The organism is Neisseria sp. P0022.S010 (assembly GCF_051956635.1).
The window spans coordinates 23,530-49,931 of the sequence record NZ_JBQCXF010000004.1; the positions used below are offsets into that span (position 1 = coordinate 23,530).

Here is a 26,402-nt window from a genome sequence, read left to right on the forward strand (position 1 = left end):
TGCTCCTTAGAAGTTAGCGTAAATAAAGCCGGGAATGCCGGACGGGGCGAAGACGATAATCAGGGCGAGGATCAGCGTGATGGGGATAAACCACAGCCATGCAGGCAGTTTGTCCAAGCCTTTTACCGATACTTCAAATAAGCGAAGCAAATACGGGTACAGCAAAAGCATCAGTGCAAAGGCACCCAGCAACATGAGGTCGGTCGGCAGAGGCGCGTTCCAACCTTTATCATTGGCAAATAAGGCGCTGAACAGCATTTCCGTATCGGCAAGCGTTGCGCTGTTGAACACGACAAACGCGAAACAAACGAAATGGAAGGTAAACAGCCAGGCGAGCGGTTTGCCGATTTTCAGACGGCCTAAGGCGTTGCGGCCGACGATTTTATCGCCGCAGTTAAGTAATACCAAGGCCGCACCGTGCAGCGCGCCCCAAATCAAAAAGCTCCAGCCGTAGCCATGCCAAATGCCGGAGAGCAACATGGCAATCATCAGATTGAGCTGGGTGCGTCCGAAGCCTTTTTTGCTGCCGCCCAAAGGGATATAGATATAGTCGCGAATCCAAGTGGATAGGCTGATGTGCCATCTGTCCCAGAAGTCGCGGATGTTGATGGCGCGAAGCGGCGCGGCGAAGTTTTTCGGCAACTGGAAGCCGAGCAGCATGGCCAAGCCGATGACCAAATCCGAGTAGCCGGAAAAGTCGAAAAAGAGTTGGAAGGTGTAGCCATAAATCGCAGACAACACGCCCCAGCCGTCGAACTGGGCCGGATTTTCAAAAACAGGCGATACCCAGCCTTCCGCCAATACGCCGGCAAGCCACCACTTTTTGGCAATGCCCAACACAATCAGGCCGACCGCCAACGCCGGATAAATCAGTTGGCGTGCCTGTTTGGTGCGGATTTGCGCCAATGCGCCCGCTTGTTCGCCGTCTATGCTTTTAAAAGCGGCCGCACGGATAATCGGGCCGGATGTGATGGTGGGGAAGAAGCTCAGATGCAGTAGGAGCTCGTGCCACTCAAAACGGTCCCCTTTAGGCTCGCGGTAGCAATACACCAAGTAAGCCAGCGATTGGAAAGTGTAATAAGACAAGCCCAAAGGCAAAATAATGTCGATGACGGCGCTTTGCCCTGTATATTGCTGAATAATCGGGCGGAAAAAGTCGAAATATTTGAAGAAACACAAAACAGTCAATGCCGCCGAAATACCGCAACCCAGCCAAAATTTGCGGATATTCTCGTTTTCAGAAAACATCAGCACGCTGATCAGGTAAACCACAGACGAGTAAACCAAAATCAGTGCGGCAAAAATGGGGTCGATACGGTAAAGCCAGCCCAGCCCGGCAACCAAAAGTAAAACGTTTTGAACTTGCGGCAAACGTGCAAATGCCCAGTACAAGGGTAAAAATACGATAAAGAATACCGCAAACTCAATAGACAGCAACGGCATGACAATTCCTTGATGTGTTTAAACTTTCAAACTTTTCGATTAATTGTTATTTTTGGGCGTTAAGTTTGGCGCGGATAATTTCGACTACCGCGGGTAAAATCGAAATCACGATGATTGCCGCCATGACTAAGCCCAGATTGTTTTTGACGACGGGGATATTGGCGAAGAAGTAGCCTGCATAGGAAAACAACAATACCCACAACACTGCGCCGATAATGTTGTAACGGATAAACGTCGCGTAGTGCATATCGCCCATACCTGCGACAAATGGCGCAAACGTCCGCACAATCGGCACAAAGCGCGCAATGATGATGGTTTTGCCGCCGTGTTTTTCATAGAACGCATGGGTTTTTTCCAAATACGAGCGGCGGAAAATTTTGGAATCCGGATTGGCAAACAGTTTTTGTCCAAAATACTTGCCGATCATAAAATTGGCCGCATCGCCTAAAATAGCGGCTGCTAAGAGCAGCAATACCATGACGTGGATGTTCATGCCGCCGATGGCTGCAATACCGCCGGCAGCAAACAGCAGCGAGTCGCCAGGTAAAAATGGAGTCACAACCAAACCGGTTTCGCAGAAAATTACAACAAACAAAATCGCGTAAATCCACGGGCCGTATTGGGCGGAGAGGTGGACAAGGTGTTGGTCGATATGGAGGATGAAATCAATAAGGGTAGAAATCACTAAGGTTCCCCAAATAAAAAGGCCGTCTGAAAAAGAACAGACAAATGTTTCGGCGAGAAGTTCGACATTGTAAAACCAAAGCGGAATAAAACCAATGCCGTAAGCGCGTCAAGATATGTTTAGAAGTGCAGATATGTTGCAGGTATAGGCTTCAGACGGCCTTTATCCTTGATGGTGAACCGCAAAACAACGTAAAATAAAGCCGATTTCAACCTAACCGGTGCGCCTTTGTGAACCAGCTCATCTTCGATTTTGCCAGCCATGATTATCCCGGCTTCGACAAATTTCTGGGAACAGAAAATGCCGAGCTGGTGTATGTGTTGCAGCACAAACATGGGCAGTTTATCTATGTTTGGGGCGAAGAGGGCGCAGGCAAAAGCCATCTCTTGCAGGCATGGGTCGCCCAGGCGCTCGATGCCGGACGAAATGCCCTCTATATTGACGCCGCCGCCACGCCGCTGACAGAAGCCGCGCTGGATGCAGAATATCTCGCCATTGACCAAATCGAAAAGCTTAATAATGAAGAACAGGCTTTACTGTTTGCCATCTTCAACCGCTTCCGCAACAGCGGCAAAGGTTTTTTGCTTTTGAGTTCCGAATATACGCCGCAGCAGCTCGTTATCCGTGAAGACTTGCGCACACGCATGGCGTATTGCCTGGTTTACGAAGTTAAACCGTTGACCGACCGAGAAAAAATCGATGCGCTTGTCAGCATGGCCGCCGCCCGTCAGGTAACCATCGATCCGGAAATCTTCGAATACCTGCTGAACCATTGGCGGCGCGATATGGACAGTCTGATGCAAATGCTCGATACCCTCGACAACTACGCCGTTATGATGGGCAAGCGCATTACTTTGTCGCTTTTGCGCCAGCTTTTAAAACAACAGGAAACCCAATGAAAAACCTTGCCATTTTCGACCTCGACAATACCTTGATCAATACCGATTCGGATCACTCCTGGCCGCAATACCTGATTAAAAAAGGCATAGTCGATGCGGCTGAAACCGAGGCGCAAAATGAAAAGTTTTACCAAGACTATCAAAACGGTTGTCTTGATATCGATTCCTTCCTTAAATTCCATCTCGCGCCTTTGGCCCGATTCAGCAAGGAAGAATTGGCTGAGTTTCATCGCGAGTTTATGGCCGAATATATTGTTCCGTATATTTCACCGATGCAGCGGATGTTGGTGCAAAGCCATCAAATGGCGGGTGACGAAATGCTGGTTATTTCTTCGACCAACGAATTCATCATTACCCCGATTTGCCATCTTTTCGGTATTCACAACGTTATCGGCACGCAGCTTGAAACCGGCGAAGACGGCCGCTATACCGGCAACTATGTCGGTACGCCCAGCCTGAAAGAAGGCAAAATTACCCGATTGAACCAATGGCTTGCCGAGCGTGGCGAGACCTTTGAAAGCTACGGCAAGGTTTATTTTTACAGCGACTCCAAAAACGACTTGCCGCTGCTGCGTATCGTGGACGAACCTGTCGCCGTCAATCCGGATGCCGAGCTGGAAAAAGAAGCTAAAGCAAAAGGTTGGCCGATTTTGAATTTCAAATAAAGACGAATCAGGCCGTCTGAAATATTTAACCTAACCACAACCCTAATAAGGACTAAAACATGAAAACGACTAAACTCCTCGCCTCAGCCCTGTTGTTTGCCGCTGTATTCGGTACTGCACAAGCAGCCGATACCGAAACTTTGGAAGCCATGAAAGCGCAAAACGGCAGTGTTAAAACCGTTTTGATGGATGTTTTCACGACTCCTGCCGGCAACGTTGACCGCGTGAATATCATTCAATCCAGCGGCAATCCTGAAATGGACGAACGCGCAGTGAAAAGCGTTTCCAAATATCCTTATCCTAAACGCAAAACCGCATCTAAATACCAACACACCGTTACTTTTGAAACCAATGTTGAAGTAATCAACAACTGATTCGGACGCAAGGCCGTCTGAAAAACAAAAGGCGTTTTGATTGGGAAATTTCCTGTCAAAACGCCGTTTTATTCTTTAAACAAGTATAACCAAAATTGCCGTAAAACCACACGCTCCGGTGCTATACTAAAACAAATAAACCGCTTCATCACACATCATGTCTCCCCGTCCAGTTACCATTACTTCCTACAATATGCACAAAGGCATGTCTGCGCTCAACCGCAAAGTGCAGGTCAACCGCATGGCTGACGCGCTGGGTGCATTGGGTTCGGACGTTTTGTTTTTACAAGAAGTCCAAGGACAACATCTCAACAGAAGCCGTCGTACCGATTTTCCCGATGCGCCGCATTACGACATCATCGGCGACAGCCTCGATTATCATCGCAGCTACGGTAAAAATGCCGTCTATCCCAAACGACACCACGGCAATGCCATTCTCAGCCGCCTGCCGCTGAAAACGGAAAACAACCTCGACATCAGCGTCAACAAACTCGAACAGCGCGGCCTGTTGCATTGCGAGGTCGTACCCGAAGGCTGGGAAGATCCGCTGGTGTGTCTGTGCGTCCACCTCAATCTGCGCGAACCTGACCGCATCAAACAATACCGCGCCATCAGCGACTATGTCGACCGCCACATCAACCCTGACAGCCCCTTGATTATTGCCGGCGATTTCAATGACTGGCGGCAAAAATCAGCACGTGAGCTGGGCAGGGCATTAGATTTGAACGAAGTATTTGTCGATAATACAGGCAAACGTCCCAAAACCTTCCCCTCGCGCCTACCCATCCTCAGTCTCGACCGCATTTACACGCGCAATCTTGATGTCATCGATTCTGAAATCCACAACAGTAAAGACTGGCAGCATTTATCAGATCATCTGCCGTTGAGTGTAACAGTTAGACCGCATCGTAAAATGGAGATGAAGTCCGATAGAAAAATATAAGGTTGAAATCTTTCTTAAGCACCATTGGCAATATATTGAAAGAAAAAGTATCTGTCACTCAGATATTTGAGAAGAAAATAAGGCCGTCTGAAATGTTTCAGACGGCCTGTTTTAAGTTTATAAAAAAGCGCAAACCTTTTTAAATCAAAAGTTTGCGCTTTAAATCTGGTGGAGGCGGGGGGAATCGAACCCCCGTCCGAAAGTCCTCTACAGAGCGTTCTACATACTTAGTTGTGTCTATTTAGAATCTTGTCCCCATCATGCCGACCAACAGGCCTTCAGAGAACCAGTTACCTTAAATCTCGTTTCCTGCCAAGTAACCCGACAGAAAACCAGTCAATGTAGAATGACGTTGCGGTAGCTTTCGCTACACAGCCCATTGACCAACTGCTGCAACGGCAGGCCTTAAGCGGCCAGTGCGTAAGTTTCGTCGTTTGCGACTATTTTGATTCAGTGTTTAACGGGAAATCTGAGACCCCGGTATGCCCGCATCTGCTTTGCAACCCCCGTCGAAACCAAGATCGCCCCCAGATAGGAAGGGTTGATTATACGCATGTCGGCGGGCTTTGCCAAGTTGCTGTTTGATTAAAAAGGCCGTCTGAACAGCGGTTTGCTTTTTCAGACGGCCTCTTTGTTTAGGTTTATTGACGGTAGTTTTGCAGGAAGCGTTCGAGTTTGCCCATGGCCTCTTCAATTTGATGAACGGGCGGCAGGGTAACGATACGGAAGTGGTCGGGGCGTATCCAGTTAAAGCCTGTGCCTTGGACGAACAGGACTTTTTCACGTACGAGTAAGTCGTAGATGAATTTCATGTCGTCGTGGATGCTGTACATTTCGGTATCGATTTTAGGGAACATATACAATGCGCCCATGGGTTTGACGCAGGATATGCCCGGAATCTGGTTGACCAGTTCCCATGCTTTGTTGCGTTGCTCGAGCAGGCGGCCGCCGGGGAGGAGGAATTCGTTGATGCTTTGGTATCCGCCCAAGGCCGTCTGAATGGCGTGTTGCATGGGTGTGGTGGCACAAAGGCGCATAGACGAGAGCATGTCCAAGCCTTCGATATAGCCTTTTGCATGATGTTTCGGGCCGTTAAGTATCATCCAGCCTTGACGGAATCCGGCAACGCGGTAGGCTTTCGAGAGACCGTTGAATGTAACGGTCAGGAGGTCGGGGGCAAGCGCGGCGATATGGTGGTGTACTGCGTCGTCGTAGAGGATTTTGTCGTAAATTTCGTCGGCAAAAATAATCAGGCCGTGTTTGCGCGCTAATTCGGCGATTTCGAGCAGGATTTCTTTGCTGTACACCGCACCTGTCGGGTTGTTGGGGTTGATGACGACGATGGCTTTGGTTTTAGGCGTAATTTTGGCTTCCATGTCGGCCAGGTTGGGGAACCAGTTGTTTTCTTCGTCGCATAGATAATGGCGGACGGTACCGCCGGCCAGTGTCGCGGCGGCGGTCCACAATGGATAGTCAGGCGCAGGAATTAGGATTTCATCGCCGTCGTTGAGCAATGCCTGCATGGACATGGTAATCAGCTCGGACACGCCGTTACCGATGTAAACGTCGTTAACGGTAACGTCGAGCAGTCCTTTGGTTTGGTAGTAGTGGACGATGGCTTTGCGTGCGGAGTAAAGGCCTTTGGAGTCGCAGTAGCCTTGAGAAGTGGGCAGGTTGCGGATGACGTCAACCAAGATTTCATCAGGCGCTTCAAAGCCGAACGGAGCCGGATTGCCGATATTGAGCTTGAGGATTTTGTTGCCTTCTTCTTCCAGTTGCAGGGCTTTTTTGTGAACCGGGCCGCGGATGTCGTAGCAAACGTGATCCAGTTTGGATGATTTGGGAAATTTCTCCATGATGTGTGTTCCGTAAAATTGTTAACAATGGGATAAATGTACTCTTTTTGCGGGTAAATTAAAAGGGTTTCAGACGGCCAAGGCTTACTTATTGCGCGCTTCGGCACGGCGAACCGTCACGCTTTTACCGCCTATGCCCCAGTTGTCCATATCGATTTCGTCGATGACGACGACGGTTGTCTCAGGGTTTTTGTTGAGAACGCGTGAGAGTAATTCGGTGACGCCGCGGATTAATTCAGCTTTTTGCTCCGTGCTCGGGGCTTCGCTGCCGCCGGTCACTTTAATGTTGACGTAGGGCATGGCTTCCTCCTTTGAAAATAATGTTTATATGTTATCTTATTTTTATCAGGCCGTCTGAAATTTAATTGCAGGATTTTTCATTGCCCATGCCTGCTTTTACAAAGAATTAAGTTTTTTGGAATGGATTGTTTTTACAATGCGGTTTTATTTTGGATGGATATCATCATGAACCGTTTTCTCCAGACTTTGATTGTGGCCGCTCCGATGGTGATTGCCGCGCCTTATGTGGCGGCGGAAACGCATCCGGCGCAAAAGCAGATGCAGCAGAACATTGATGCCGTGTTGAAAATTGCACGCAATACGTCTTTGACAGAGGCGCAGCGTGTGAAACAGGTTGAGCAGTATGCCGACCGTTATCTGGATTATGAGCGTATTTCGGCTTTGGCGGTTGGTGCGCCATGGCGTGAATTTTCTGCCAAACAGAAAACCGATTTTATCCGTGCATTCAAAGATATGGTGATTGCAATGTACTCGCACTCTGCACTGATTGGTGCGGCAGATGCGAATGTGCGCCTGTTGCCGAAGATGACGGCAAACGGCAATAAGTTTGATGTTTTCTCGGAAATTCAAACCAAAAAAGGCACCAAGTATGAAGTGGCCTACCAGCTTTACCAAAGCGGCGGTGCGTATAAGATTTACAACATCCGCGTGGATGGTACCAGCTTGGTAACGGTATACCGCAATCAATTTGGCGAGCTGATTAAGAGCAAAGGCATTGACGGTACGATTGCCACTGTCGAAGCCAAGGGCTTGAAGAAACAATAAGGCAGATTGATAAAAGGCCGTCTGAAACTTGTTTCAGACGGCCTTTTTGTATTACGGGCTGATTAGGCGCGTTTGCGGAATTCGCCGGTACGGGTATCGATTTCGATTTTGTCGCCGTTTTCGATGTAAGACATCACTTGGATTTCAGTGCCGCCGACCAGACGTGCGGTTTTCATCACTTTGCCGGAAGTATCGCCTTTAACGGCAGGCTCGGTGTATTCAACTTCGCGAACGATGATGGTAGGCAATTCTACGGAGATTGGGTTGCCTTCGTAGAAAGTAACTTCGCATTGGTCTTCCATGCCGTCAACGATGAATTTCAACGCGTCACCGATGTTGTCGGCTTCGATTTCGTATTGGTTGAACTCTTCGTCCATGAAGACGTACATTGGGTCGGCAAAGTAGCTGTAAGTACAGTTTTTGCGGGACAGGATCACGACGTCGAATTTGTCGTCGGCTTTGTAAATGGTTTCAGTAGCGGCACCGGTCAGCAGGTTTTTCAGTTTCATGCTGACTTTGGCGGAAGAGCGGCCGCCTTTGATGTATTCGGTTTTTTGAACGACCATAGGATCGTTGCCGACCATGAATACGTTGCCGGCGCGCAGTTCTTGTGCTGTTTTCATTGTGGTTTTCCAATCAAATCGGTTGTAATAAAACGCGCTATTTTAGCGTATTTTTTTGTGCTTTGAAATAAAGGCGGCAAGTTTTTCGGTGGCACTTTTTTGGACAAAAAGTCCGTCCCGCCATTTTGCCGCGCTTTGGCGCCATTCGTTTTGATGTGCCGTCAGGGTTTGCCATGCCTGCAGGCGTTGGTTGTCGCTGAGTGCTTCGCCGTTGTTGAGTTCGTCGGAAAGGAGGCGGTGTGCCGTGGCGACAACATCCGGATAAATCTGATGCGCTTTGTCCCAAAACGCGTGCAGCTTGTTGAGATGGATATTTTCTTCTTGCGGGTAGATGTGCCAAAAGAAGGGTTTTCCGGCGAGCTGGGCGCGAACAAAGCTGTCTTCGCCACGTATGACGGCACCGTCGGCAAGGTTGAGCAGTTTGTCAAAATCCTGTTGGGGGACAAAAGGGATTTTGATCAGGGTAATGTGTCCGCTCTGATACACATCGCCGTCTTCAAGCAGGGCGTTTTGCGGCACTAGGCCGCTGTTTTTCAGGCTGGCGATGATTTGCGTACCTGCAAGCAGCAGGGTAATAGGTTGGCCGGCCTGTTGCCACATGGTCAGCCATTTTGCCCAAATATCACTTTGATAGCCGAAAAGCAGCCATTCGGGCGCGTTTTTTGCGGGAAGTTTGAGTTGTCGGCGTAAGGTTTCCGTATCAAAGCGGGCAGATTCGGCGTAATCGCGTTCGCGCAGCAGGCCGCCGCTTTTTTCGCTGAAACCCATAAACCAAAAATATTTCTGTATGCCGCCGGCCTGTAGCGAGGGCATTAAGTGCAGCCTCTCGTTGCTGTCTTCTGCGCTGAGGTATTCCCAGTTGAGCCAAAGCGGTTGGTGTTGGCGGATGATGGTTTGAACGTTGTCGGGCAGTTCGCAGGCGAAGGTTTCGATGACGATGTCGGGAGTAGGGGCTGTGTCGGTATCTTCGGCATGGTCGGCTTGCCAAGCGTGAATGCCGATGCTTTGATGGATATTGGGAATCGAGGCCAAATCAGGGCAAAGTGCTTGAAGGGACGGGAAATCGTCTGTCCATAAATGCACTTGCCAGCCGAGTTCGCGTTGCAAAATACGCGCCAGCCGCCATGAAACGCCGATGTCGCCGAAGTTGTCGATGACGTTGCAGAAAATCCAGCAGGTATAAGGTAGGGTAGTGTTCATGGAAAAATATGCCCAAGGCCGTCTGAAAACATCAGAATGCGCCGAAATAGTGGAACAAATAAACAATCAGCAAAATAATCGGGATAAACATCCATATGCTTTGCCGTTTCAATTCGGGCTCTTGTTTTAGGTGGTGTTTGATGACGTCAAAGAGGACGAATTTGAATAGGAACGTGGCTTCGCAGGCAAGGATGATGCCGTTGATGAGGTGTTGCGTTTTGTCTTCGGGCGGGTTGAGGGCAAACCACAAAAGGGTGGCGAGCGGAATCAGGCAGACGGCGAGCCAGCGCAGAAGGATGGGTTTGGACATGGTGTGTGTGCAAGAAATAAAAGAAACATTATACCCTGTCGTCTTTCAGACAAGTGCAAATCAGGCTATCATTCGGTTTATTTGAAACGAACATTTATCCCTATGCAAACCCAAGCCATCATCCGCCATATCGTTCAATGGCTCAAAGATTACGCCGAGCAGGCGCGTGCCAAAGGTTTTGTCGTCGGCGTATCCGGCGGCATCGATTCTGCCGTGGTTTCCACACTTGCCGCGCAAACCGGTTTGTCGGTTTTGTTGTTGGAAATGCCGATTCGTCAGAAATCCGACCAAGTCAACCGCGCACAAGAACACATGGGCCGTCTGAAACAGCGTTATCCTAACGTAAAAGCGCAAAGCGTTGATTTGACCCCGGCGTTCGATACGTTTGCCGATACCGTTGACGTCAGCGAAACCGAATTTCCCAACAAACAGCTGGCACTGGCCAATGCACGCAGCCGCCTTCGCATGACGACGCTTTATTATTACGGCCAGCTGCATGGTTTGCTGGTGGCGGGGACGGGCAACAAAATTGAAGATTTCGGCGTTGGGTTCTTCACCAAATACGGCGACGGCGGCGTGGACATCAGCCCGATTGCCGATTTGACCAAAACTCAAGTGTACGCGCTGGCAGCCGAGTTGGACGTATCGGAAGACATTCAAAAAGCCGTACCGACAGACGGCCTTTGGGATACCGAGCGTACCGATGAAGAGCAAATGGGCGCATCTTATCCCGAACTCGAATGGGCGATGAGCGTGTACGGCAGCCACAAGCCTGAAGATTTTGAGGGCAGGCAGCGCGAAGTTTTGGCAATCTATACCCGATTGCACAAAGCCATGCAGCACAAAGTCAATCCGATTCCTGTTTGCAAGATTCCGGAAGAATTTTTTTAAGTTTGAACATCAAAAGGCCGTCTGAAAACGCTGGATTAAGGTTTTCAGACGGCCTTTTATATTTTATTTCAATAAGAATTGGGAATATGCTTGAAAAACAGCATCATTAGATACCAAAACAGCGTAGCCGCCGCCGCGCCCAGCAATACCCACGCGCTGATTTTGGCGATTTCCCGAATGGTGCGCTTTTGTTGGCGGCTGAACAGACGGTTCACAATCAATGCCGCGATGGCGCAAAAGAAAAAGAATCGCAAAAGCCTGCCTATCATTCCATATCCTCCCAAAAATATTGCCTCTAATTAGGGCAGGCCTTCTGAAGCCTCATGCACAAAACAAAAACGAAACGTTATAATACCCCTTTTGCCGCATCACTTGGAAATTACAAATGACAACAAATGCCTCAGTGGGCATTGTAACGCCCCGGAAAATTCCGTTTGACACACCGCTTGCTCTGGAAAACGGCAAAACCTTACCTCGTTTCGACCTGATGATTGAAACCTACGGCACGCTCAATGCCGACAAAAGCAATGCCGTCCTTATCTGCCATGCCTTATCAGGCAATCATCATGTTGCCGGCAAGCACAGTGCGGAGGATAAATACGCCGGTTGGTGGGACAATATGGTCGGCCCCGGCAAACCTATTGATACCGACCGCTTTTTCGTTGTCGGTTTGAACAACTTGGGCGGCTGCGACGGCAGCACCGGCCCCTTGTCCGAGAATCCTGAAACCGGCCGCGAATATGGTGCGGATTTTCCGGTTGTAACCGTCAAAGACTGGGTGAAGTCCCAAGCCATGCTTGCCGATTATCTCGGCATCCAAAAATGGGCGGCCGTTGTTGGCGGAAGTTTGGGCGGCATGCAGGCATTGCAATGGACGATTTCTTTGCCCGAACGCGTTGCCCACGCGCTCGTTATCGCTTCCGCGCCTAAACTTTCCACCCAAAATATCGCGTTTAACGATGTTGCCCGCCAGGCGATTTTGACCGATCCTGATTTTCACGAAGGTAATTACCGCAGCCATCATACCGTTCCTTCACGCGGTTTGCGTATCGCGCGCATGATGGGGCACATTACTTATCTTGCCGAAGACGGTTTGGGTAAAAAATTTGGCCGCATTTTAAAATCAGACGGCTATCAGTACGGCTATGGCGTTGAATTTGAAGTGGAATCTTATCTGCGCTATCAAGGCGACAAGTTTGTCGGCCGTTTCGATGCCAACACTTATCTGCTGATGACCAAGGCGCTCGACTACTTCGACCCGGCCGCCGATTACGGCCACAACCTCACGCGTGCCGTAGAGAATGTGCAGGCCAAATTTTTTGTTGCCAGCTTTAGCACTGACTGGCGCTTCTCGCCGCAACGTTCGCATGAATTGGTCAAGGCATTAATCGCCGCGCAAAAATCCGTGCAGTACATCGAAGTCAAATCCAATCACGGCCATGATGCTTTCTTGATGGAAGACGAAGCCTATATCCGCGCTGTTGCCGCTTATATGAACAACGTTTACAAGGACTGCCAAAAATGAATCTGCGCGATGATTTGCAACTCATTTACGATTGGATACCCGAAGGCAGCCGCGTACTCGATTTAGGTTGCGGCGACGGCGAGCTGCTGGCCGCGTTGGTGGCGCATAAAAACTGCGCCGGTTACGGTATTGAAATCGATACCGACAGCGTGATTGCCGCCATGACCCGCGGTGTAAACGTTATTCAGGCCGACTTGGAAGAGGGCTTGGCGGCGTTTGGCGATCAAAGCTTTGATGTGATTGTCTTGAGCCAAACCATTCAAGCCATGCAGAACACGGAAAAAATCCTGCGCTGCCTGATGCGCGTGGCCAAACAGGCTATCGTCAGCTTCCCTAACTTCGGCTACTGGCGCAACCGTTTTCAAATCGCCGTCGGCGGCCATATGCCGGTTTCCGAGCGTATGCCGTATCATTGGTACGATACGCCCAATATCCATTGGTGTACCCTCAAAGATTTTGATTTGCTGTGTGCCAAAAACAAAATCCGCGTGCTTGAGCGTGCGGTCATGACGGGCAACCGACAGGTCAAACATCTGCCGAATTTATTGGGTAGCCTGGCGTTTTACCGCGTAGGTTGATGTGGTGATTAATAAAGGCCGTCTGAACAGGTCATCACGAAAGCATGGCTTTTGCGGATACCTGTTCAGACGGCCTTTTATTGTTCCAGCCGGTTTAAGCCTGTTTCAATTTTTCCAACAAGGCCAAACTGCCGGCATCGACCAGGCGGTAGGTTTCGTCAAAGTCGCCTGTGTACCACGGATCGGGAACGTGGTTATAACCTGAGTCGGGGATAAGGTCGGTCAGTTTGAAGATTTTGCCGGGGTGGAAACCGAGCTGTTTTTCGGTTTCTCTGAGGTTGTTGTCGTCCATCACGATGATGTAGTCGAAATGTTCGGCATCGCTGGGTTTGATTTTGCTGCTGGTAAAACCTGACGGGTCGATGCCGTGTTGTTTGAGCACGCGGCGCGTGCCTTCGTGCATGTTTTCGCCGTCGTGCCAGCCTGATGTGCCTGCGCTGGATGTCATGACGGCATTGCCCATGCCTGCTTCGTGGGCGCGGTGGCGCAGGACGTATTCGGCCATGGGGGAGCGGCAGATGTTGCCGAGGCAGACGAAAAGGATTTTGTGGGTTTTCATGTTTGTGAAAATGAGCGGTAAGGTTTGAAAATCAATGCAACACGCTGAACCGTTTTCAGATGGCCTTGCGTGTTGCATTTTCAATTTAGTTTACATTGCTGAAGAAAGGATTGTGGCCTTCCAGTTTCAACGCTTGGGCATAAGTCGGGATGTTTTCGTTTTCACCCAGTGGGTTGTGCAGCAGGTAGAGGTGCTCGATGCGGCATTCGGCCATCAGGTCGAGGAAGTTTTGCTGCACGATGGCGATATTGTCGGTTGAGGCCAGCTCCCAAGTGAAGGTCTGCGGAACGATTTCAAACGCGCTGTCGGTCGCGTTGAAGCTAAACTGGAGCTTGCCGTCCGCCTTGGCTGCGGCAACAACGCCGACGCGCGGGCTTTGCATACGGATGGCGCGGATGGCGTTGGTGGCAAAAACGTCCATGGCCATGCGTTGGCGGGTATGGCTGCCTTCGGTCAGGGTGTCAAGCGGCGTATTGGGCGAGAGCGGGTTGGTAAAGAGGGTAACGCCGTCGAGGGCGAGATGCTCTTGCCAAACCTGCATCAGCGGCAGGCCTGCCTGTTGCAGGTTGAGGCCCAAGGCCGTCTGAATGCTTTTATCGCCGTAGCCCAGCGCGTAAACAACATGGACGGATTGGCCTTCGGGCAGCACCAATGGTTTGTATTCGAATTTTTGCAGGAATGCGCCTGCCGCTTCATCGTTTTGCTTGGCTTGGAACCATTCGCCCGGGGTAACGCTGCTCAAATCGGTCGATTGAACGAGGTAGGGCAGCCATTGCGTGTTTTGCGTGAGGGCGCGCAGGTTGGGGTAGTTTTGCAGGCAGGCGAAGAGGGCTTCGGTAGGCAGCGTGAGCGGTAGGGTTTGTTCTTTTTTGCAACCGGCAACCAAAACGACAGGCAGGGCAAACCATTGGGCTTCGTTATCGTTTTCTGCCTTCAGGACTTCGCCCACGCTTTGAATCAGGCTGGTGTAAGTGCCGACATCGGGCGCCATGGTCATTGCCAATGAAAGGTTGATGTAATGGTTTTGGCTGAGCATGGTGCGGATTTCGGTTTGCAGTTGGCCGGCCGAAAGTTTGCGTGATGCGGAGGAGGAGTTGTGCGCCAGCTGATAGGCATTGAGCAGAAGGTGGTTTTTGATAGGGCTTTGCGGATAAGGGCGGGTATCGGGAAGAACAAAGGTTTTCATGACGGTTTGAAGTGTTGTGTTGTAAGTGTGGCGATTATAGCAATTTAGTCGGTTGGTGTGCTTGTTAATACATGAAATTCAAATGACGGCAGGGTGTACGCTTCATTTTTACGCAGTTTCAGTGTCGGTATTTTGAGGCTGAAGAGGATGGAACCCGATGTGTTATAATTCATGACCAAACATAATTCAGAAAGGAACAAAATCATGCGTTTGCTTCATACTATGCTGCGTGTCGGCAATCTCGAACGCTCTTTGGATTTCTATCAAAACGTATTGAATATGCAACTGCTGCGCCGCCGCGATTATCCTGAAGGCCGTTTTACTTTGGCTTTTGTCGGTTATGGCGATGAGGCGGACCATACTGTTTTGGAGCTGACCCACAACTGGGATACGGAGTCTTACGACTTGGGCGATGCTTACGGCCATATCGCGATTGAAGTCGATGATGCTTACGCCGCGTGCGAACGTGTCAAAGAAAAGGGCGGCAAAGTGGTACGCGAAGCCGGTCCGATGAAACACGGCACGACTGTGATTGCGTTTGTCGAAGATCCGGACGGCTACAAAATCGAATTTATTCAAAAGAAAAGCGGTAGCGATTCGGTACAATATTCATCTTAAGACATAAGATAATGGAAAAGGCCGTCTGAATATTCAGACGGCCTTTTGTTTGATCAGCCCAACTGTTTTTGCTTTTCACTCAACAGGGCGTGTACTTGAAGCGCGGTGGCATAGCGGTCTTCTCCCGCTTCAATCGGATCGAGGAAATGCAGCTCGACCGTGCTGGAAGGCTGGCTGATGACCATGCAGATAGATTGCCAGAGGCTGATGTCGCCGTAGTAGGCGGTGTGCGGATTGGGGCTGCTGCCGTCCGGATTCGGATAGCGGCAGAGTGCCGGAATAATCGGTACGCCTGCATCGTAGGCCGTCTGAAAAAAGCTGGGTTTGAACGGCAGGATTTCACGGCCTTCGGTACTGGTGCCTTCGGGGAAAATGGTGACGGTATCGCCGTTTTTCAGCGCTTCGGTTACGCCGGCGATTTTGGCGGAATTGCCTTTGATGCCGCGGTTGCGCGAGACGTAAACCGTTTGTGCCTGTGTAGCGAGATAACCGACCGCCGGCCATTTGGCCACATCGTCTTTAGCCACGAAACGGCCGGGGAAAGCGCCGTTGACCGCCATAATGTCCAACCATGAAATATGGTTGCTGATAAGCATTTGGCCGCGGCCTTCTTGCGGCGGCGTGCCGAAAGTTTGCAGTTTCATGCCGCAGGAAGCAAGCACGCGCAGCGACCATAATTGGATCGCACGCAGTTTGCGTTTGCTGCTGTAAAAGGGAAACAGAAAAAACATTTCGGCCATGCCGTACAAAAGGCAGCCGGCAATGCAGAGAAGACGGAAGATAAAACGGATTTTGGCAGTCATTGTGTGTGTTTTTATAAAAGATGAGGCAGGCCGTCTGAAGTTTCAGACGGCCTTTTATTATGAATCGGTTTTAGGGGCAAAACGTTGCAAGTAGCGGTCGGAAAGATGGCTGATGTCCATCATGATCAGCACATCCGCGCAGTTGAACGCTTCATCGACGCAAGGTTCGCCGCAAAACCACGCGCCTGCTTTGAGATAGCCTTTGATCAGTGCGGGCACGGGCGGGTTTTCAGACGGCGTGATGCTGTCCCATTTGAGCGGGTTGAGCGGTTTGACGCGCCATTGTTCCGGAGCAAGGTATTTGCCTTTCAAGGCATGATACAGACCGGCCGCATCGCTGCCGCCGTCGCGCATTTCGATACTGCCGCAACCAATCATAAAGCGCAGATTTTCGTCTTTCATGAATTTGACCAAACCGGTCCACAACAGCATGACCAAGCCGCCGTTGCGGTAGTCCGGGTGGGTGCAGGCGCGGCCGAGTTCGACGGTTTGCGGCAGGATGTCTTTCAAAGGCTTAAGGTCGAATTCATGCTCGCTGTACCAGCCGCCGACTTTTTTTGCGGTTTCTTCGGTAATCAGGCGGTAGCAGCCGATAACTTCGCCGGTTGCATCGTCAAACGCGAGCAGGTGGTGGCAATGCTCATCATAAGGATCGACATCGCGGCCGTCATTGCTTTCGATTTCCGCACCCAATTCTTGGGCAAAAACCTGATAGCGCAATCTTTGGGCGGCTTCGATTTCAGCTTGGGTTTCTGCAAGGCGTACGCTCAGGCCGATTTTGGGGCCCGTTTGATTGAAACGGCTGGGGGACATGATGTTTCCTGTTTGAAGAAAATGGCTGATTATAGCGGATATACGGACAGATTTATATTGGTTTGCTTTGCGGTAGGGCAAATTATGTCGGGTTGTTGGAAAAAGGCTTCAGGCCGTCTGAATTTGGCATGCCAAGCGGTAGAAGCGTAAAATCAATGTTTTTGCCGCTTTTTTTGTTATGGAAACCTCTTTTCTGCTTGCCGGAAAAATTACCGAGCTGACGCTGATTGTTTTGATGGGCGTGGCTTTGGTGAAGGCCGGGCTGTTGAAATCGGAAAACAGCTACACGCTCTCCGTCATCGCGCTTTACCTAATCAGCCCGTCTGTCATGATTCATGCTTTTCAGATGGACAATACGCCGCAGATTATCGAAGGGCTGAAGCTTTCCGTTATGCTGGCGGTGTTTTTCCATGTGGTGTTGATTGTTTTGGGCAGGGTGTTTAAACACTTGTTCAAACTCGATGCGCTCGAACACGCGGCGACGGTGTACAGCAATTCGGGCAACCTGATTATCCCTTTGGTAATGTCGGTATTTGGGCCGGAATGGGTGATTTACACCACTGGTTTTATCTTGGTGCAGACGTTTTTGTTTTGGACGCATCTGCGCCTGTTAATTTGCGGTCGAGGCAATGTGGCTTGGAAAACCATTTTCACCAATATCAACATCTTATCCATGTTGGTCGGGCTGCTGATGTTTGCCTTTCAAATCAAGCTGCCGCACATTGTCGATAATACTTTGGCGACGGTGGGCAGTATGATTGGCCCAGTTGCCATGTTGGTGGCAGGTATGCTGCTGGCCTCTTTGCCGTTGCGTTCGATTGTGTGGATGCCGAGGCTTTATCTCGTTGCTTTTTTAAGGCTGATTTTGATTCCGGTATTATTGCTTTTTGCCGTTAAAGCCTGCGGTTTTGCCCATCATGATGCGCATGCGGATACGGTTGTGTTAATCAGCTTTTTGGCAACGACTTCGCCTGCCGCTTCGACAGTTACCCAAATGGCGGTTGTTTACGGCAAAAATGCCCAAAAAGCCAGTGCGATTTATGGGTTGACGACCTTGCTTTGCGTGGTAACCATGCCGGTAATGATTGCCTTATATCGTTGGATTATTTAAGAAAAGGGCAGGCCGTCTGAAACTTTGACTTTATGTTTCAGACGGCCTGTTTGGTATTTTAATTTTGAAAATAACTTTTATTATCAATTAATTAAGCAATTAAAAAAACTATACAAAGCCTCAAGCAGCGTGTATCCTTATGCCTAACATTCATCCAATATCAATCTTTAAAGGAACACAGCCATGACCGACTTTACCGTTTGGGAAACCGCACCTTTCAATTCCACCATCGACCATATCCTGCAGCGTTACCACAATGTCCACCGCGCCCAGTTTGAAGAGTTGGTTCCGCTGGCGCAAAAAGTGGCGCAGGTTCATGCCGACACTTTTCCTGCCGAAGTACCTGATTTGTTGGCCTATATGCAAAACGAGCTGTTGATGCACATGATGAAAGAGGAGCGCATGTTGTTCCCGATGATTAATCAGGGTGTGGGTCGCGGCGCGGCCATGCCCATCAGCGTGATGATGCATGAACACGAAGACCACGATCAGGCCATCGCGCGTTTGGAAGAATTGACCAATAATTTTGAGCTTCCCGAAGGCGCTTGCGGCAGCTGGACCCGTTTGTACACTTTGGCCAAAGAGATGGTGGATGATTTGAAAGACCATATCCATTTGGAAAATGAGATTTTGTTCCACCGCGTTTTGGCTTCTTAAAATTTGAGCTTAATCAAGGCCGTCTGAATGTTCATACGGCCTGTTCTTTAATCCCTTGCTAAGTTAGTATAATAGTTCTAAAATTTTAATAAAGAAACAAAATTAGGCAGTAAAGGCACACATCCGTTCTTTTGTTTACTTGAGAAGGAGTTTATGAATGAAACATTCTAAAGTTTTACTATCGGGTATTCTGTTTGTTGCTCTGACTGCATGCGCCCAAACGACGGACGGCAGCTGGAGCGCCCTGCAGGATACGAAAACAGGTGTGCAGTCGCGACCTTATTATGAATTTGGCAATGTGGTTCAGAAGATTTCTTTTAAGAAAACTGGCAATCCGGAAAATGGTCTGAAAAAGCCTGTCTTGACGGTGTATCGCCAAGGCAAGCTGTTGGGCGAAGCATATAATTTGGAAGCCTCTCATGGCAGCCCCTTGTTGCCAACCCTGTTTCTGGTAAACGGCAAGTCATTAAATGTAAATGACGGCAACGATAGAAAACAATTGGCTTCTGCGAAGAGAATCGATTTTTACGATTTCGGCCACGGCCGTATCGGCCACGCAGTCTTTACCGCGCCTAACGGCATCTGTCAGGATATGAAACACGGCAAAGGCGTTTCCTATAAGCTGATTACCAACTATATTGATTTTCCGGATTATCCTTCGCCTGAAAATATCTTGATTATTACTGCACAAGGTAAATATCTGCAGGACGAGTTTATATTGGATTCTACCGAGTCAAGGGTGACCAGTGCCAATAAAGAATTTGCCAGAAAATATGGCGAAGCCCTGAAATCCAAGAATGGCCCTGAGACCAGACAGGTAAATATGGCTAATGCAGCCAGTGCGGAAAAAGGCAGACTGTTGGCTGATTATGTATGTAGGTGATGAAATCAAAGGCCGTCTGAAATTCAGACGGCTTTTTTGAATCATGAATGCATCTCTTGTTCAAACGACAGCAGAATCTGTTTTACTTCATCCGCTTCTTTGACGGCACGGATACGGTCGAACAATACCTGCGCCTGTTCAAACTCTTTTTTCATCATGCCCAGCCATTGTTTCAAACGGGCAACCGGATATTTGTTGTTGGCCTCTTTGGTAAGGCATAAGTCGAAGAACTGGACTATCCATGAGGAGACTTCGGCAAAGTCAGTGTCTTTCACTGTTTCGCCGTTTTCATATTGCTTGATTTGCCGCGCCAAGTCTGGACGGATAACCGCTCCGCGCCCGAGCATCACGCTGTCGCAGCCGCTGACGGTTTTAATGTCGAGATAGTCTTGAAGGCTGAACACATCGCCGTTGGCAGTAACGGGAATACTGACTGCATCGCGGATTTTGCGCACCCATTCCCAATGAGCCGGCGGTTCGTAGCCTTCGACTTTGGTGCGCGCGTGGACGGTCAACGCGCATGCGCCGCCGTTTTCAATCGCGGAAGCGCATTCCAATGCCAGACTTTTGTCTTCGTAACCGAGCCGCATTTTGGCCGTCAGCGGAATGTGTTGCGGCAGGCGTTGGCGCAGGGTGCGGACGATGTGGTAAATCAAGTCCGGCTCTTTGAGCAAGACCGCACCGCCTTTGTGTTTGTTGACCGTCGGCGCGGGGCAGCCGAAGTTGAGGTCGATTTTGTCCGCACCGAAACGCACGGCTTCCAAAGCATTGACGGCCATGTTTTCCGCATCGCTGCCCAAAAGCTGGACAGTACAGGGCGTGCCAGCCGGCGTGCGGTTGGCATGGGCGATTTCGGGAACATATTTAAGCCAAGTGGCGCGTGAGTGGACCGTGTGCGTAATGCGGACAAATTCGCTGACGCATTCGTCAAATCCGCCGATGCGTGTCAACAGGTCGCGCATCACATCGTCCACCAGCCCCTGCATGGGGGCAAGAATAAGCTGCATGAGTCAGGCCGTCTGAAAAAAGGAGGACATATTGTAGCGGTATATCGGTTAAAATACAGCTTCCTTTTTCAGACGGCCTTTTTATGATGCACACAATTCCGGCAACCGCCGCCATGTTGGTAAAAAATTCAGAACGTTATCTTTCAGAAGTTTTGAGTGCGCTGAAAGACTTTGACGAAGTCCTGCTGTTGGACAACGGCTCGACCGACCGTACTTTTGAAATTGCCAAGGGCTTTCCCAATGTCAGCTATTACAAGCATGAGTTTATCGGGTTTGGCCCGATGAAAAATCTGGCGGCCAGGCTGGCGCAAAACGATTGGATTTTCAGCATAGACAGCGATGAAGTGGCGGATAAGGCTTTAATTGAATCCATTCGTGCGGCCGTTTTGGAAAATGAGAAGGAACATATTTTTTCGCTTTCCCGTCTGAACCATTACCACGGCCGCTTGATTAAAGGCTGCGGCTGGTATCCGGATATTATTCCGCGTCTTTACCATCGCAGATTTACCCGTTTTTCCAACCGTCAGGTGCATGAGTCTTTGGTGTTGCCACAGGAAGCCAAGGTTAAACAACTCGATGGCCGTCTGAAACATTATTCTTTTGAAAACGCCGAAGGGTTGATTCAAAAAATGCAGCAGTACAGCTCGCTGTATGCGGAAGAAAACCGCTTCAAGAAAGACAGTTCGCCGTTTAAGGCTTTGTTGCATGGCGGCGTATCGTTTGTGAAAAATTACCTGCTCAAACGGGGTTTTGCCTATGGCGCGGACGGGCTGACGATTTCGGTGTCCAACGCGCAAGGTTCGTATTACAAATATGTCAAACTTTACGAGCGCAACCGCACGATAACCGTCTCCCTCATCATCACTACCTATAATCGTCCCGATGCTCTGGAGCTGGTGTTGAAATCGGCTTTATCGCAAACCCGTCTGCCGGATGAGATTATTGTCGCGGATGACGGCTCAAGACAGGAAACCGCCGAAGTGGTTGATTTTATCCGCCGCAGGGCAAGTATTCCGGTCAAACATTCATGGCAGCCGGATAGAGGCTTTCGTGCCGCAGAATCGCGCAACCGTGCACTGGCGCAGGCGAAAAGCGATTATATTGTGTTGATTGACGGCGATATGGTCTTGGATCCGTCTTTTATCGCCGATCATTTGAAGATTGCCCGCAAAGGCCGTCTGATACAGGGTTCCCGCGTGATTTTGACTGAGGACAAAACGCAGGATATTTTGGACGAAGGCGATTTGCCTGCCTTGTCTATGTTCAGCTCGGGAATAGAAAAACGGCTTTCAGCCCTGCGCTGCCGTTGTTTGGCCAAATTGGCAGGCCGCAAAGGTAACCGCAAACACAAAGGCATCAAAACTTGCAATATGGGCTTTTTCCGCAGCGATGCGCTGGCCGTTAACGGGTTTGACAATAGCTTTGTCGGTTGGGGCAGGGAGGACAGTGAATTTGTCGCCCGTTGCTATCATAATGGGATGAAACGCCATAATTTGAAATTTGCCGGCATTGCGTACCACCTCTGGCACAATGAGGCGGAACGCGATTCCTTGCCGCAAAACGATGCTTTGTTGGAGGCAACCTTGTCGGAACGCAAAATCCGCTGTGTCCATGGCGTATCGGATTTTATAAAAGATGAAGAAGTAGCCGGAAAATAGCCTTATCATTTCATCTGAATCATAGAGGCCGTCTGAAAATCTTCAGACGGCCTTTTTTATGCTTTTGATGAGTCTATTGGTTAAATGAGAATATTATTTATTTGATGTAGATCAGTATGTATAATTAGGTAAAGTATGGTTAGGAAAGAGAGTTTACTCTATAATCCAACCGTTTGTAATTTTATTTCGGCGAAGGCCGGATTTTGGGAGTTGTGATGTCAACTATGTTTTTTATCCAGTTTGCCGTTGTGCTGCTGTGTATCCTGATTGGTGCGCAGGTTGGCGGTATTGGTTTGGGCGTGCTCGGCGGTATCGGCTTGGCCGTATTGTCTTTTGGTTTCCATCTTCAGCCGACCAGCCCGCCGATTGATGTGATGCTGATGATTATGGCGGTAGTGTCTGCCGCGGCGGCCATGCAGGCCAGCGGCGGTTTGGACTATATGATTAAAATTGCTACGCGCGTGTTGCACCGCAATCCGAAATACATCACCTTTATCGCGCCGGCGGTAACGTACATCTTTACCGTGTTGGCAGGTACGGGCCATGTGGCTTACTCGGTCTTGCCCGTGATTGCCGAAGTCAGCCGCCGTAATGGCATCCGTCCTTCCCGTCCTTTGACAATGGCGGTTATCGCTTCCCAATTTGCGATTGTCGCCAGCCCGATTGCCGCTGCCGTTGTTGCCTGTGTCTCCATGCTTGAGCCGCAGCACATCACGATGGCGGATGTGTTGAAAGTCACCGTTCCGTCTACGATTTTGGGTATCGGTTTGGCTTGCGTGTTCGTAAACAAACTGGGCAAAGAATTGAAAGACGATCCGCATTATCAGGCTTTGTTGCAAGACCCGAACTATGTGAAAGAATACATCGATGTGGAGGAACAACAAACCGATGTTGCCATTTCGCCGAAAGCCAAATTGTCGGTCGGTATTTTCTTGACTGCGGCATTGCTGGTGGTCGTGATGGGTGCGCTGCCTGAGTTGCGTCCGGCTTTTGAACACGATGGCGCGATCAAGCCTATGGGCATGGCGCATACGATTGAAATCGTGATGCTGTCTGCTTCTGCGCTGATTATTTTGGCGTGTAAACCCAATGGCGATGCGATTACCCGAGGTTCGGTATTCCACGCCGGTATGCGTGCCGTGATTGCAGTGTTTGGTGTGGCTTGGTTGGGCGATACCTTGATGAACGGCCACTTAACAGAAGTGGAATCGACCGTCAGCCATTTGGTTGAATCTGCACCATGGACCTTTGCCTTTGCCTTGTTTATCTTGTCGGTATTGGTCAACAGCCAAGGCGCGACAGTGGCAACGCTGTTCCCAATCGCTATCAAACTGGGTATTCCTGCGCCCATCATTATTGGCACATTTGTCGCGGTAAACGGCTATTTCTTCATTCCAAACTACGGTCCGATTATTGCCGCTATCGACTTCGATACAACCGGCTCAACCAAAATCGGCAAATTCATCTTCAACCACAGCTTCATGATTCCGGGCTTGTTGAGTATGGCATTTAGTCTGGTTTTCGGTTTGTTGTTGGTTCAACTGTATTATTGATGGACTGAAAAATGAAGGCCGTCTGAAATTAAATTTCAGACGGCCTTTTTGATATTGTCATTTGAGAGCTTAATTGCAGTATTTATTGACGTCGTTTTGGTATTGCTTAATTAGGCTGTCGCGATTGGCCAAGCGTGCGCTTTCGGCGACTTGGCGGTTGATTTTGGCGATTTTGCAGTTTTCCAGCTTGTTTTGGCGGTTTTGTTCTTCGATTTTTTTATTGCGCTCTTCGATTTGTTTGTTTTGTTCCGCAACCTGTTCGTTGGGCTGCTCGGCAACCGGTTCAGATGCCGCAACAGCAGGTGCAACGGCAGGTTTAACGTTGTGCGTGCGGATGTTGACCACGCCGGAACGCTTCGGTTGCAGGCGGTTTGGCGTATCGGAATAGCTGTTGCCCGATGAGCCTTTCCAAGTGTAAACCTTGGCCGCGCCGGTCAGAGCGGCGGAAGAGAGAAGGGCTGCTATCAGACAGGTTTTGAGTACGGAAGATTTCATGGGTTTCCCTTATGTAAATGATGTTCTCATGCGGCTTATTTTACTTGAAACTGCAATGCGTTGGCATATTTTTGTACGCCAAATCAAATCATGTAAAAAAATAACGTTAAAACGTGTATTGCCAATGTTAGCATCAAGCCGGTGTGATATAATGCCGTGCATCTTGCACAAACTGAAAGACCGAGCATCATGCGTATTGTAGAAAAAGCCTATACTTTCGACGACGTTTTGTTGGTTCCAGCGCACTCAAACGTGCTGCCTCGAGATGTCAAACTTCAAACCAAACTCACCCGCGATATCACGCTCAACCTCCCTCTACTTTCTGCTGCAATGGATACCGTTACCGAAGCGCGTCTGGCTATCTCTATGGCTCAAGAAGGCGGCATCGGCATCATCCATAAAAACATGACGCCGGAGTTGCAAGCGCGTGCCGTTTCCAAAGTGAAGCGCCATGAGAGCGGCGTGGTGAAAGATCCCGTTACCGTTGCGCCGACCGCATTGATCCGCGACGTATTGGAAATGCGCGCACAACGCAAACGCAAAATGTCCGGTCTGCCTGTTGTTGAAAACGGCAAAGTGGTCGGTATCGTGACCAACCGCGACCTGCGTTTTGAAAACCGTGTCGATTTGCCGGTTTCTGCCATCATGACCCCCCGCGACCGTTTGGTTACCGTTCCTGAAGGTACCAGCATCGATGAAGCCCGCGAAATCATGCATGCGCACAAAGTTGAGCGCGTTTTGGTATTGAACGACCAAGACGAACTCAAAGGTCTGATTACCGTTAAAGATATTCTGAAAACAACCGAATTCCCTAATGCTAACAAAGATGCCGAAGGCCGTCTGCGCGTCGGTGCTGCGGTGGGTACCGGCGGCGATACCGAAGAGCGTGTCAAAGCATTAGTGGAAGCAGGCGTGGACGTGATTGTGGTCGATACTGCCCACGGTCATAGCCAAGGCGTTATCGATCGTGTGCGCTGGGTCAAAGAAACTTACCCGCACATTCAAGTCATCGGCGGCAATATCGCGACTGCCCAAGCCGCTTTGGATTTGGTGGCCGCCGGTGCGGATGCCGTTAAAGTCGGTATCGGCCCGGGCTCGATTTGTACGACCCGTATCGTGGCAGGCGTGGGCGTGCCTCAACTGACTGCGATTCACAATGTTTCCGAAGCCTTGAAAGGTACAGGCGTTCCCCTGATTGCCGACGGCGGTATCCGCTTCTCCGGCGATATTGCTAAAGCTCTGGCAGCAGGTGCATACAGCGTCATGCTCGGCGGTATGTTTGCCGGTACGGAAGAAGCACCGGGCGAAATCGAACTCTACCAAGGCCGCTCTTACAAGTCTTACCGCGGCATGGGTTCGTTGGGTGCGATGAGCCAAGGTTCTGCCGACCGCTACTTCCAAGACAAAACCGACAGCACAGACAAATATGTTCCTGAAGGCATTGAAGGCCGCGTGCCTTACAAAGGCCCGATTGTGAACATCATCCACCAATTGACCGGCGGTCTGCGCTCCAGCATGGGTTATCTGGGTTGCGCCAATATTGCTGAAATGCACGAGAAAGCAGAATTTGTGGAAATCACTTCTGCCGGTATGAGCGAATCCCACGTTCACGACGTACAAATTACCAAAGAAGCGCCTAACTACCATCGTTAAACCACTATAAAAAGGTCGTCTGAAAATATTTCAGACGGCCTTTCTGTTTTTATAAGGTTTTAAAAATGAAGCAAATATTGCTTGCCGCCGTTATGCTTAGTATTTGGGGCGTGGTATTTGCAGAATAATTGCGAAGACAAACGCTTCATGCGCTCAAACCAGAGTGCATCTGTTGAAATGACATGTATCAAATAGTACGTTCTGCTCAGGGCGATTAAACCAAGTTTCAGACGGCCTTTTAAAAATCGTATTACAATAAGCCAAAATTAAAAACACATTCCATTATGTCCAAAAAAATCCTGATTATTACCCCAAGCTGGATTGGCGACTGCGTCATGACCCAACCGCT

At 49.7% G+C, this 26,402-nt stretch carries 29 protein-coding genes and 1 other RNA gene; 15 read left to right on the plus strand and 15 right to left on the minus strand.

Features of this window, described 5'->3' with window-relative positions; translation table 11 throughout:
* Positions 1–6 precede the first annotated feature (6 nt).
* Both ACTHUT_RS01145 and ACTHUT_RS01150 read right to left on the minus strand, forming a co-directional pair.
* Entirely contained in the window at positions 7–1,443 is a 1,437-nt protein-coding gene (locus tag ACTHUT_RS01145) for an MBOAT family O-acyltransferase (RefSeq protein WP_440386256.1), read from the minus strand.
* Positions 1,444–1,489: 46 nt separating this feature from the next.
* On the minus strand, positions 1,490–2,128 hold the full coding sequence (locus ACTHUT_RS01150; RefSeq protein WP_440386257.1) for a DedA family protein: 639 nt from the start codon (positions 2,126–2,128) through the stop codon (positions 1,490–1,492).
* Positions 2,129–2,358: 230 nt separating this feature from the next.
* Between ACTHUT_RS01150 and hda the strand changes: the two genes are divergently transcribed.
* From hda to ACTHUT_RS01170, 4 genes are all read left to right on the plus strand, one after another.
* Positions 2,359–3,027, plus strand: a complete 669-nt coding sequence (hda, locus tag ACTHUT_RS01155; protein WP_440386258.1) for a DnaA regulatory inactivator Hda — start codon at positions 2,359–2,361, stop codon at positions 3,025–3,027.
* Entirely contained in the window at positions 3,024–3,692 is a 669-nt protein-coding gene (locus tag ACTHUT_RS01160) for an HAD family hydrolase (RefSeq protein ID WP_440386259.1), read from the plus strand. Before hda ends, ACTHUT_RS01160 begins: the two co-directional genes overlap by 4 nt.
* A gap of 59 nt (positions 3,693–3,751) precedes the next feature.
* Positions 3,752–4,066 carry a TonB family protein gene (locus ACTHUT_RS01165; RefSeq protein WP_003747161.1) on the plus strand — a complete coding sequence of 105 codons (315 nt, stop codon included), beginning with the start codon at positions 3,752–3,754 and terminating at the stop codon, positions 4,064–4,066.
* Positions 4,067–4,223: 157 nt separating this feature from the next.
* A complete protein-coding gene (locus ACTHUT_RS01170) occupies positions 4,224–5,009 on the plus strand; it encodes an endonuclease/exonuclease/phosphatase family protein (protein ID WP_440386260.1) in 786 nt (261 codons plus the stop codon).
* Positions 5,010–5,175: 166 nt separating this feature from the next.
* Here ACTHUT_RS01170 and ssrA read toward each other — a convergent pair.
* The 3 genes from ssrA to ACTHUT_RS01185 form a co-directional block, all read right to left on the minus strand.
* Positions 5,176–5,538: a transfer-messenger RNA gene (gene ssrA / locus ACTHUT_RS01175) on the minus strand.
* 112 nt (positions 5,539–5,650) lie between these two features.
* On the minus strand, positions 5,651–6,865 hold the full coding sequence (locus tag ACTHUT_RS01180) for a pyridoxal phosphate-dependent aminotransferase (RefSeq protein WP_003747157.1): 1,215 nt from the start codon (positions 6,863–6,865) through the stop codon (positions 5,651–5,653).
* An 84-nt stretch (positions 6,866–6,949) separates the two neighbouring features.
* The gene (locus ACTHUT_RS01185; RefSeq protein ID WP_137040913.1) at positions 6,950–7,165 is read right to left on the minus strand and encodes a tautomerase family protein; all 216 of its coding nucleotides are present in this window, start codon (positions 7,163–7,165) and stop codon (positions 6,950–6,952) included.
* A 165-nt stretch (positions 7,166–7,330) separates the two neighbouring features.
* Between ACTHUT_RS01185 and ACTHUT_RS01190 the strand changes: the two genes are divergently transcribed.
* Positions 7,331–7,930: an MlaC/ttg2D family ABC transporter substrate-binding protein gene (locus ACTHUT_RS01190; RefSeq protein WP_440386261.1), complete on the plus strand. Its 600-nt coding sequence runs from the start codon at positions 7,331–7,333 to the stop codon at positions 7,928–7,930.
* Positions 7,931–7,992: 62 nt separating this feature from the next.
* Here the strand turns inward: ACTHUT_RS01190 and efp are convergent, their stop codons facing one another.
* From efp to ACTHUT_RS01205, 3 genes are read right to left on the minus strand one after another with little or no spacing between them, the layout of a single operon-like run.
* Positions 7,993–8,553 carry an elongation factor P gene (gene efp / locus ACTHUT_RS01195; protein WP_036490530.1) on the minus strand — a complete coding sequence of 187 codons (561 nt, stop codon included), beginning with the start codon at positions 8,551–8,553 and terminating at the stop codon, positions 7,993–7,995.
* A 42-nt stretch (positions 8,554–8,595) separates the two neighbouring features.
* On the minus strand, positions 8,596–9,753 hold the full coding sequence (gene earP / locus ACTHUT_RS01200) for an elongation factor P maturation arginine rhamnosyltransferase EarP (RefSeq protein WP_440386262.1): 1,158 nt from the start codon (positions 9,751–9,753) through the stop codon (positions 8,596–8,598).
* A 31-nt stretch (positions 9,754–9,784) separates the two neighbouring features.
* Positions 9,785–10,063, minus strand: a complete 279-nt coding sequence (locus ACTHUT_RS01205; protein ID WP_314589727.1) for a hypothetical protein — start codon at positions 10,061–10,063, stop codon at positions 9,785–9,787.
* Positions 10,064–10,165: 102 nt separating this feature from the next.
* Between ACTHUT_RS01205 and nadE the strand changes: the two genes are divergently transcribed.
* Positions 10,166–10,954: an NAD(+) synthase gene (gene nadE, locus ACTHUT_RS01210; protein ID WP_440386263.1), complete on the plus strand. Its 789-nt coding sequence runs from the start codon at positions 10,166–10,168 to the stop codon at positions 10,952–10,954.
* A gap of 68 nt (positions 10,955–11,022) precedes the next feature.
* Here nadE and ACTHUT_RS01215 read toward each other — a convergent pair whose 3' ends face one another.
* Positions 11,023–11,223 (minus strand): protein MIGRI, encoded by a 201-nt coding sequence (locus ACTHUT_RS01215; RefSeq protein ID WP_003747144.1) that lies wholly within the window; start codon positions 11,221–11,223, stop codon positions 11,023–11,025.
* 116 nt (positions 11,224–11,339) lie between these two features.
* On the opposite strand from ACTHUT_RS01215, the gene metX reads away from it, so the two are divergent.
* Together metX and metW are read left to right on the plus strand one after the other, a co-directional pair.
* Complete coding sequence (metX, locus tag ACTHUT_RS01220; protein WP_440386264.1) at positions 11,340–12,479, plus strand: homoserine O-succinyltransferase MetX; 1,140 nt, start codon at positions 11,340–11,342, stop codon at positions 12,477–12,479.
* A complete protein-coding gene (gene metW, locus ACTHUT_RS01225; RefSeq protein ID WP_049322294.1) occupies positions 12,476–13,057 on the plus strand; it encodes a methionine biosynthesis protein MetW in 582 nt (193 codons plus the stop codon). Before metX ends, metW begins: the two co-directional genes overlap by 4 nt.
* A gap of 94 nt (positions 13,058–13,151) precedes the next feature.
* Here the strand turns inward: metW and ACTHUT_RS01230 are convergent, their stop codons facing one another.
* Positions 13,152–13,616 carry a low molecular weight protein-tyrosine-phosphatase gene (locus ACTHUT_RS01230; protein ID WP_440386265.1) on the minus strand — a complete coding sequence of 155 codons (465 nt, stop codon included), beginning with the start codon at positions 13,614–13,616 and terminating at the stop codon, positions 13,152–13,154.
* A gap of 85 nt (positions 13,617–13,701) precedes the next feature.
* Positions 13,702–14,802 carry a conjugal transfer protein gene (locus ACTHUT_RS01235; protein ID WP_440386266.1) on the minus strand — a complete coding sequence of 367 codons (1,101 nt, stop codon included), beginning with the start codon at positions 14,800–14,802 and terminating at the stop codon, positions 13,702–13,704.
* 204 nt (positions 14,803–15,006) lie between these two features.
* On the opposite strand from ACTHUT_RS01235, the gene gloA reads away from it, so the two are divergent.
* Entirely contained in the window at positions 15,007–15,420 is a 414-nt protein-coding gene (gloA, locus tag ACTHUT_RS01240; RefSeq protein ID WP_049348681.1) for a lactoylglutathione lyase, read from the plus strand.
* A 53-nt stretch (positions 15,421–15,473) separates the two neighbouring features.
* On the opposite strand, the gene ACTHUT_RS01245 is transcribed toward gloA, so the two are convergent.
* Entirely contained in the window at positions 15,474–16,223 is a 750-nt protein-coding gene (locus ACTHUT_RS01245; RefSeq protein WP_440386267.1) for a lysophospholipid acyltransferase family protein, read from the minus strand.
* A gap of 57 nt (positions 16,224–16,280) precedes the next feature.
* Complete coding sequence (locus ACTHUT_RS01250; protein ID WP_440386268.1) at positions 16,281–17,036, minus strand: GNAT family N-acetyltransferase; 756 nt, start codon at positions 17,034–17,036, stop codon at positions 16,281–16,283.
* 178 nt (positions 17,037–17,214) lie between these two features.
* On the opposite strand from ACTHUT_RS01250, the gene ACTHUT_RS01255 reads away from it, so the two are divergent.
* The 3 genes from ACTHUT_RS01255 to ACTHUT_RS01265 all read left to right on the plus strand — a co-directional run bounded on the left by ACTHUT_RS01255 (position 17,215) and on the right by ACTHUT_RS01265 (position 19,687).
* Positions 17,215–18,147 (plus strand): AEC family transporter, encoded by a 933-nt coding sequence (locus ACTHUT_RS01255; RefSeq protein WP_440386269.1) that lies wholly within the window; start codon positions 17,215–17,217, stop codon positions 18,145–18,147.
* A gap of 183 nt (positions 18,148–18,330) precedes the next feature.
* Positions 18,331–18,804: an iron-sulfur cluster repair protein DnrN gene (gene dnrN / locus ACTHUT_RS01260; protein WP_107697094.1), complete on the plus strand. Its 474-nt coding sequence runs from the start codon at positions 18,331–18,333 to the stop codon at positions 18,802–18,804.
* A 157-nt stretch (positions 18,805–18,961) separates the two neighbouring features.
* Positions 18,962–19,687, plus strand: a complete 726-nt coding sequence (locus ACTHUT_RS01265; protein ID WP_440386271.1) for a hypothetical protein — start codon at positions 18,962–18,964, stop codon at positions 19,685–19,687.
* Between the two features lie 41 nt (positions 19,688–19,728).
* Here ACTHUT_RS01265 and ACTHUT_RS01270 read toward each other — a convergent pair whose 3' ends face one another.
* Entirely contained in the window at positions 19,729–20,694 is a 966-nt protein-coding gene (locus tag ACTHUT_RS01270; RefSeq protein ID WP_440386272.1) for a tRNA dihydrouridine synthase, read from the minus strand.
* An 83-nt stretch (positions 20,695–20,777) separates the two neighbouring features.
* On the opposite strand from ACTHUT_RS01270, the gene ACTHUT_RS01275 reads away from it, so the two are divergent.
* Together ACTHUT_RS01275 and ACTHUT_RS01280 are read left to right on the plus strand one after the other, a co-directional pair.
* On the plus strand, positions 20,778–22,352 hold the full coding sequence (locus ACTHUT_RS01275) for a glycosyltransferase family 2 protein (protein WP_440386273.1): 1,575 nt from the start codon (positions 20,778–20,780) through the stop codon (positions 22,350–22,352).
* Between the two features lie 224 nt (positions 22,353–22,576).
* Complete coding sequence (locus tag ACTHUT_RS01280; RefSeq protein ID WP_440386423.1) at positions 22,577–23,905, plus strand: anaerobic C4-dicarboxylate transporter family protein; 1,329 nt, start codon at positions 22,577–22,579, stop codon at positions 23,903–23,905.
* A 69-nt stretch (positions 23,906–23,974) separates the two neighbouring features.
* On the opposite strand, the gene ACTHUT_RS01285 is transcribed toward ACTHUT_RS01280, so the two are convergent.
* Positions 23,975–24,400: a DUF4124 domain-containing protein gene (locus ACTHUT_RS01285; protein ID WP_440386274.1), complete on the minus strand. Its 426-nt coding sequence runs from the start codon at positions 24,398–24,400 to the stop codon at positions 23,975–23,977.
* Positions 24,401–24,589: 189 nt separating this feature from the next.
* Between ACTHUT_RS01285 and guaB the strand changes: the two genes are divergently transcribed.
* Positions 24,590–26,053 (plus strand): IMP dehydrogenase, encoded by a 1,464-nt coding sequence (guaB, locus tag ACTHUT_RS01290; protein ID WP_049348691.1) that lies wholly within the window; start codon positions 24,590–24,592, stop codon positions 26,051–26,053.
* Positions 26,054–26,402 lie beyond the last annotated feature (349 nt).